At 68.5% G+C, this 6,034-nt stretch carries 6 protein-coding genes and 5 tRNA genes; 1 reads left to right on the forward strand and 10 read right to left on the reverse strand.

The genetic code is table 11. The features are described from left to right. Window positions 1–46 precede the first annotated feature (46 nt). The 4 genes from ACFWGJ_RS18510 to leuC all read right to left on the reverse strand — a co-directional run bounded on the left by ACFWGJ_RS18510 (window position 47) and on the right by leuC (window position 3,410). Window positions 47–730, reverse strand: a complete 684-nt coding sequence (locus tag ACFWGJ_RS18510) for an HU family DNA-binding protein (protein ID WP_387325493.1) — start codon at window positions 728–730, stop codon at window positions 47–49. Between the two features lie 138 nt (window positions 731–868). Next, window positions 869–1,099, reverse strand: a complete 231-nt coding sequence (locus tag ACFWGJ_RS18515) for a hypothetical protein (protein ID WP_107021933.1) — start codon at window positions 1,097–1,099, stop codon at window positions 869–871. A gap of 281 nt (window positions 1,100–1,380) precedes the next feature. Further along, window positions 1,381–1,974 carry a 3-isopropylmalate dehydratase small subunit gene (gene leuD / locus ACFWGJ_RS18520; protein WP_387325496.1) on the reverse strand — a complete coding sequence of 198 codons (594 nt, stop codon included), beginning with the start codon at window positions 1,972–1,974 and terminating at the stop codon, window positions 1,381–1,383. A 2-nt stretch (window positions 1,975–1,976) separates the two neighbouring features. After that, window positions 1,977–3,410: a 3-isopropylmalate dehydratase large subunit gene (leuC, locus tag ACFWGJ_RS18525; protein ID WP_387325499.1), complete on the reverse strand. Its 1,434-nt coding sequence runs from the start codon at window positions 3,408–3,410 to the stop codon at window positions 1,977–1,979. Window positions 3,411–3,600: 190 nt separating this feature from the next. Between leuC and ndgR the strand changes: the two genes are divergently transcribed. Next, entirely contained in the window at window positions 3,601–4,317 is a 717-nt protein-coding gene (gene ndgR / locus ACFWGJ_RS18530; protein ID WP_107021936.1) for an IclR family transcriptional regulator NdgR, read from the forward strand. 142 nt (window positions 4,318–4,459) lie between these two features. Here ndgR and ACFWGJ_RS18535 read toward each other — a convergent pair. The 6 genes from ACFWGJ_RS18535 to ACFWGJ_RS18560 form a co-directional block, all read right to left on the reverse strand. Next, window positions 4,460–4,532, reverse strand: a tRNA-Glu gene (locus tag ACFWGJ_RS18535). A gap of 20 nt (window positions 4,533–4,552) precedes the next feature. Beyond that, window positions 4,553–4,624: transfer RNA gene (locus ACFWGJ_RS18540), tRNA-Gln, on the reverse strand. A 21-nt stretch (window positions 4,625–4,645) separates the two neighbouring features. Next, window positions 4,646–4,718: transfer RNA gene (locus tag ACFWGJ_RS18545), tRNA-Glu, on the reverse strand. A gap of 62 nt (window positions 4,719–4,780) precedes the next feature. Next, window positions 4,781–4,853 (reverse strand) — tRNA-Glu (locus tag ACFWGJ_RS18550). A 42-nt stretch (window positions 4,854–4,895) separates the two neighbouring features. After that, window positions 4,896–4,967: transfer RNA gene (locus ACFWGJ_RS18555), tRNA-Gln, on the reverse strand. Window positions 4,968–5,056: 89 nt separating this feature from the next. Next, window positions 5,057–5,824 (reverse strand): HAD family hydrolase, encoded by a 768-nt coding sequence (locus ACFWGJ_RS18560; RefSeq protein ID WP_387325501.1) that lies wholly within the window; start codon window positions 5,822–5,824, stop codon window positions 5,057–5,059. Window positions 5,825–6,034: the final 210 nt, after the last annotated feature.

Here is a 6,034-nt window from a genome sequence, read left to right on the forward strand (position 1 = left end):
CCCCCGTGGGAGCCCGGCCCGGCGCGTTTATGCCCTGCGCCCCTGTCTACCTGCGGGCGGTGGCCTTCTTGGCGGTGGTGGTCGTACGGGCCGCCGACTTCTTGGCCGGCGCCTTCTTGGCCGCGGCCTTCTTCGCGGGGGCCTTCTTGGCCGCCGCCTTCTTCGCGGTGGTCTTCTTCGCCGCCGCCGTGGTCTTCTTCGCGGCCGCCGAGGTCTTCTTGGCGGTCGTCTTCTTGGCCGTGGCGGTGGTCTTCTTCGCAGCTGCGGACGACGTCTTCTTCGCCGCGGTCGCCTTCCGGGTCGTCGCCGCGGCCGTGGTCTTCTTCGCGGCGCCCGTCGCCTTCCTGGCGGTGGTGGCCTTCTTGGCCGCGGCCTTCTTGACCGTGGCGGAAGCGCCACCGCTCAGGCTGCCCTTGGGGGCCTTCTTGACCGCCACGTCGTTCTTGGGGAGCTTCTTCGAGCCGCTCACCAGGTCCTTGAAGCCCTGGCCCGCGCGGAAGCGGGGCACGGAGGTCTTCTTGACCCGAACCCGCTCTCCGGTCTGGGGGTTGCGGGCGTAACGGGCCGGACGGTCCACCTTCTCGAAGGAACCGAAGCCGGTGACCGAGACCCGGTCCCCGCCGACAACTGCACGCACCACGGCGTCCAGTACGGCGTCGACCGCGTCAGCGGCCTGCTGACGCCCGCCGACCTTGTCGGCAATCGCTTCTACGAGCTGCGCCTTGTTCACGTCTTCCCCTTCGGAGACATTGCCAGAACGAAAGTGTTCAAGCTTTTTCGCACGTTAGGCAGATATATACCGCAAATCAAACACGAAACGGGCTAATCACCCTTGTGCCGCAACGAACTGGGGCGCCGCCCAAGTTCCTCAGCGTTCCTCTTCGGGGATTCGGCCCTCGTCGAGGTCCGTCGTGAACCGCTCCAGACGCCTTGTCGCATCGGCGAGATCGTGTTTGGCCACGGCCGTAATGACCAGCAGCTTCCGGGTCAGCGCCATCCGTACGCCCTCCGGGACTTGCAGTGCGCGCACCGATGTGTGCGCTTCCTTGAGTTGGGACGCGACTGCCGCATAGAGGTCGAGTTGGCCGTCGTGTTCCATGCACAGATTGTGCCATCTGGGGCGAGTTGTCGCCTGCGCAGGGGGTAACTACCGCCTCCCGAGGGCCTCCCGCACACCGCCCCATGTGGCTCTGCCGGGGTTCGGCTACCCCATCAAGGGACCAGTAAACAAGGGTAGTTGAGGCCAATCACAAAGGCCGGAACACCCCTTCCGGAGGCAGACACGGATGTACCCCCAACCGTCCACGATTGGGGGTACATCAGGCTTGTCGCCTGGCTGGAATCAGCCGTGCGGATCCGGCTCCGACCAGAGGGATCCGGTCAGACCTGAACGGTCCGCGGCTTGTAGGAGGGCCGCTTGGCCTCGTACGTGGAGATGTCCGCCTCGTTCTGCAGGGTGATGGAGATGTCGTCCAGCCCGTTCAGCAGCCGCCAGCGGGCGTTCTCGTCGAGTTCGAAGGCGGCCGTGATGCCCTCGGCGCGCACCTCACGGGCCTCCAGGTCGACGGTGATCTCGGCCTCGGGATCCTTCTCGGTGAGCTCCCAGAGCGCGTCCACGATCTTCTGCTCCAGAACCACTGTGAGCAGGCCGTTCTTCAGAGAGTTGCCGCGGAAGATGTCCGCGAAGCGCGAGGAGATGACCGTCTTGAAGCCGTAGTTCTGCAGGGCCCAGACGGCGTGTTCGCGCGAGGAGCCGGTGCCGAAGTCGGGGCCCGCGACCAGGACCGTGGCGCCCGCGCGCTCGGGCTGGTTGAGGACGAAGGACGAGTCCTTGCGCCAGGCCTCGAAGAGCCCGTCCTCGAAGCCGTCCCTGGTCACCTTCTTGAGCCAGTGGGCGGGGATGATCTGGTCGGTGTCCACGTTGCTGCGGCGCAGCGGGACCGCCCGGCCGGTGTGCTTGGTGAATGCTTCCATGGCTATCGGACTCCAGCGGGCGTACGGACGTCGGCATCGGACAGGTCGGCGGGGGACGCCAGATGGCCCAGTACGGCCGTGGCGGCGGCGACCTGCGGCGACACCAGGTGCGTACGGCCGCCCTTGCCCTGCCTGCCCTCGAAGTTGCGGTTGGAGGTGGACGCGGAGCGCTCACCGGGGGCCAGCTGGTCGGGGTTCATGCCCAGACACATCGAGCAGCCCGCGTGCCGCCATTCGGCGCCGGCCTCCTTGAAGACCAGGTCGAGGCCCTCGGAGACGGCCTGCAGACCGACGCGCGCGGAGCCGGGGACGACCAGCATGCGTACGCCGTCGGCGACTTTGCGGCCTCCCACGATCTGCGCGGCGGCGCGCAGGTCCTCGATGCGGCCGTTGGTGCACGAACCTACGAAGACGGTGTCGACCTTGATGTCCCGCAGCGGCTGTCCGGCGGTCAACCCCATGTACTCCAGGGCCTTTTCGGCGGCGTGCCGCTCCGAAGCGTCTTCGTACGAAGCAGGATCGGGGACGGCGGCCGAAAGCGGTGCCCCCTGGCCGGGGTTGGTGCCCCAGGTGACGAACGGCGCGAGGGAGGCGGCGTCGATGACGACCTCCGCGTCGAATTCCGCGTCGTCGTCCGACTTCAGGGTCTTCCAGTACGCGACGGCGGCGTCCCAGTCCTCGCCCTGCGGGGCGTGGGCGCGGCCCTCGATGTACGCGAAGGTGGTCTCGTCGGGGGCGATCATGCCCGCGCGGGCACCGGCCTCGATCGACATGTTGCAGATGGTCATGCGGGCCTCCATCGAGAGTTTCTCGATGGCGGAGCCGCGGTATTCCAGGATGTAGCCCTGGCCGCCGCCCGTACCGATCTTGGTGATGATCGCCAGGATCAGGTCCTTGGCCGTGACGTCCTCGGGCAGTTCGCCGTCGACCGTGATGGCCATGGTCTTGGGGCGGGCCAGCGGCAGCGTCTGGGTGGCCAGCACGTGCTCGACCTGGGAGGTGCCGATGCCGAACGCCAGCGCGCCGAACGCGCCGTGCGTGGAGGTGTGGGAGTCACCGCACACGACCGTGGTGCCGGGCTGGGTCAGGCCCAGCTGCGGGCCGACGACGTGGACGACACCCTGCTCGACGTCGCCCAGCGAGTGCAGGCGCACGCCGAAGTCCGCGCAGTTCTTGCGCAGCGTCTCCAGCTGGGCCCGGGAGACCGGGTCCGCGATGGGCTTGTCGATGTCGAGGGTGGGGGTGTTGTGGTCCTCGGTCGCGATGGTGAGGTCGAGACGGCGCACGGGGCGCCCCGCCTGACGGAGGCCGTCGAAGGCCTGGGGGCTGGTCACCTCGTGCAGCAGGTGCAGATCGATGAAGAGAAGGTCGGGCTCGCCCTCCGCGCGCCGGACGACGTGGTCGTCCCAGACCTTCTCCGCGAGTGTCCTACCCATCGCTTTCCCTCCGGCCGGCCTGTGTGGCGCCGGCCCAACTAGAGATTTCCGGGGCGGCCTGCGCCCGTACCCCCCGTACCGGACGTCTTCCGCCAGGCCCGTCGGTCCACGGGCCGTGTACGTATCAGGGTGGCGCGTTCCACGGAAAATTGAACTTGCGTTTCACAGAGTGAGACGCGAGTATCGTTTCATGGACAACAGTAGCGGCGTCGGCGTTCTGGACAAGGCAGCCCTTGTCCTGAGCGCTCTGGAGTCCGGTCCGGCCACCCTCGCGGGACTGGTCGCGGCGACCGGACTGGCACGGCCCACGGCACATCGTCTCGCCGTGGCACTTGAACACCACCGGATGGTGGCGCGTGACATGCAGGGCCGTTTCATTCTCGGCCCCCGGCTGGCCGAGCTGGCGGCGGCGGCGGGCGAGGACCGCCTTCTCGCGACGGCGGGCCCGGTGCTCACGCATCTGCGCGACATCACGGGCGAGAGCGCGCAGCTCTACCGCCGCCAGGGCGACATGCGTATCTGCGTCGCCGCGGCGGAGCGCCTGTCGGGCCTGCGGGACACGGTCCCGGTCGGCTCGACGCTCACGATGAAAGCCGGTTCCTCGGCCCAGATCCTGATGGCCTGGGAGGAGCCGGAGCGCCTGCACCGCGGCCTCCAGGGCGCCCGCTTCACGGCGACGGCCCTGTCGGGCGTACGGCGCCGGGGCTGGGCCCAGTCGATCGGCGAGCGCGAGCCGGGCGTCGCGTCCGTCTCCGCGCCGGTGCGCGGGCCCTCGAACCGCGTGGTCGCCGCCGTCTCGGTGTCGGGCCCGATCGAGCGGCTGACGCGCCACCCGGGCCGGATGCACGCCCAGGCGATCATCGACGCGGCCGCGCGCCTTTCGGAGGCCCTGCGCCGCACCAGCTGACCCCGTCCTGTCGACTCCCCCGGCCGATCGCTTCAACGCCGCAGCGAACGGCCGGAGTTGAACGTCCTGACAGCTCCCGGCCGGCGCCCGGCGCCCGGCACGAAAGAAGCCCTCCCCTGATGGGGAGGGCTTCTTCTCTCTGTACCCCCGACCGGATTCGAACCGGCGCTACTGCCGTGAGAGGGCAGCGTGCTAGGCCGCTACACAACGGGGGCGAGGATCACAAGTGATCCAGCTGGGCTACCAGGACTCGAACCTAGAACAACGGAACCAGAAACCGTCGTGTTGCCAATTACACCATAGCCCAATAGTGGTCTACACCACTCCGTACCCCCGACCGGATTCGAACCGGCGCTACTGCCGTGAGAGGGCAGCGTGCTAGGCCGCTACACAACGGGGGCCCTAGCGATCCTGCATGAGCGTCAGCGGGTGCGACCCGTACTGACCCCCTGGGAAGGATCTGTACCCCCGACCGGATTCGAACCGGCGCTACCGCCTTGAGAGGGCGGCGTGCTAGGCCGCTACACAACGGGGGCCTTGCAGAGCTGGTCTCTGCTTGTGCAGATAAGCTCTGCGAGCTGGCCTACCAGGACTCGAACCTAGACTAACGGAACCAGAAACCGTCGTGCTGCCAATTACACCATAGGCCACTGAAACTCAACCCCATGGGGATTTTGTTTTAGCTTGCGTCTCCGGCCTGTGGTCTTTCGACCCGCACTCCGGCGGCGCAGGAAGAACATTACCTGAAGGTGGACGGCGCTCCAAAACGGGTATCGGGCCGGAGGATCGCGGGGAGTTCGGCCAGCGAGACGATCCGGCGCGGGTGGGAGAGCCGATCCGCGGGCGGGCCCGGCGCGGTGTCCGGAGCGGGGGGTGTGACCGCGCTCATGCCCGTGCGGTCGATCCAGACGGAGAACAGGCCGGCGTCGGCCGCGCCCCGCCCGTCGATCTCCGGGTGGTCCCCGACGTACGCGACCTCGTGCGGTGGCAGGTCCAGGGCCTCGCAGGCCGTGTGGAAGGCCTCGGCGGCGGGTTTGGAGACGCCCAGTTCGGCCGCGCACAGCACCGATTCGAAGCGGTCCCGTACGCCGAGGACGCGCAGTTTGTGGTCCTGGACACGCAGGCTGGAATTGGAGAGGACCGCGTGGCGGTGGCTGCCCGCCAGAAGGTCGAGGACGGGCAGGACGTCCGGGAACAGCGCCCAGGCCCCTTCGTAGTGACCGAGGTAACGGACGAACCAGTCCTGCGCCTCAGTGTCGGTCAGGGGCCGGTCCAGGAACGCCCGCACCCGGTCCCGGCGTCCGCCCTCCCAGTCCACCTCGCCCGCCGCGAAGCGCGCCCACTGCTCGTCGGTGAGCTCGCGCCAGCGGTCCAGGGCCTGCTCCACGGACGCGAAACCGCCGAGCAGCCCCTCGGCGGCCAAGTGCCCGCGCATACCGGCCCGGTCGGCCGTGGTGTAGTCGAAGATCGTGTCGTCCACATCCCACAGCACGGCTCGGATCGTCATGGTCCGACGGTACCTCCGGCGCGGCTCCCGGCTGGGGGTCCGGGGGTTATCCCCCGAACAACGCAGTGTCCACGTCCCACAGCACGGCTCGGATCGTCATGCTCCGACCGTACCCCCGGCGCGGCTCCCGGCTGGGGGTCCGGGGGTTATCCCCCGAACAACGCAGTGTCCACGTCCCACAGCACGGCTCGGATCGTCATGCTCCGACCG

Origin of the sequence: Streptomyces sp. NPDC060205 (genome assembly GCF_042728395.1) — a bacterium.
Classification (GTDB): domain Bacteria; phylum Actinomycetota; class Actinomycetes; order Streptomycetales; family Streptomycetaceae; genus Streptomyces.

Bases quoted from the DNA above. Each gene is read 5' to 3' on its own strand.
- leuC (WP_387325499.1), bottom strand. From the start codon at position 3,410: ATGGGTAGGACACTCGCGGAGAAGGTCTGGGACGACCACGTCGTCCGG.
- leuD (WP_387325496.1), bottom strand. From the start codon at position 1,974: ATGGAAGCATTCACCAAGCACACCGGCCGGGCGGTCCCGCTGCGCCGC.
- ACFWGJ_RS18560 (WP_387325501.1), bottom strand. From the start codon at position 5,824: ATGACGATCCGAGCCGTGCTGTGGGATGTGGACGACACGATCTTCGAC.
- ndgR (WP_107021936.1), top strand. From the start codon at position 3,601: ATGGACAACAGTAGCGGCGTCGGCGTTCTGGACAAGGCAGCCCTTGTC.
- ACFWGJ_RS18515 (WP_107021933.1), bottom strand. From the start codon at position 1,099: ATGGAACACGACGGCCAACTCGACCTCTATGCGGCAGTCGCGTCCCAA.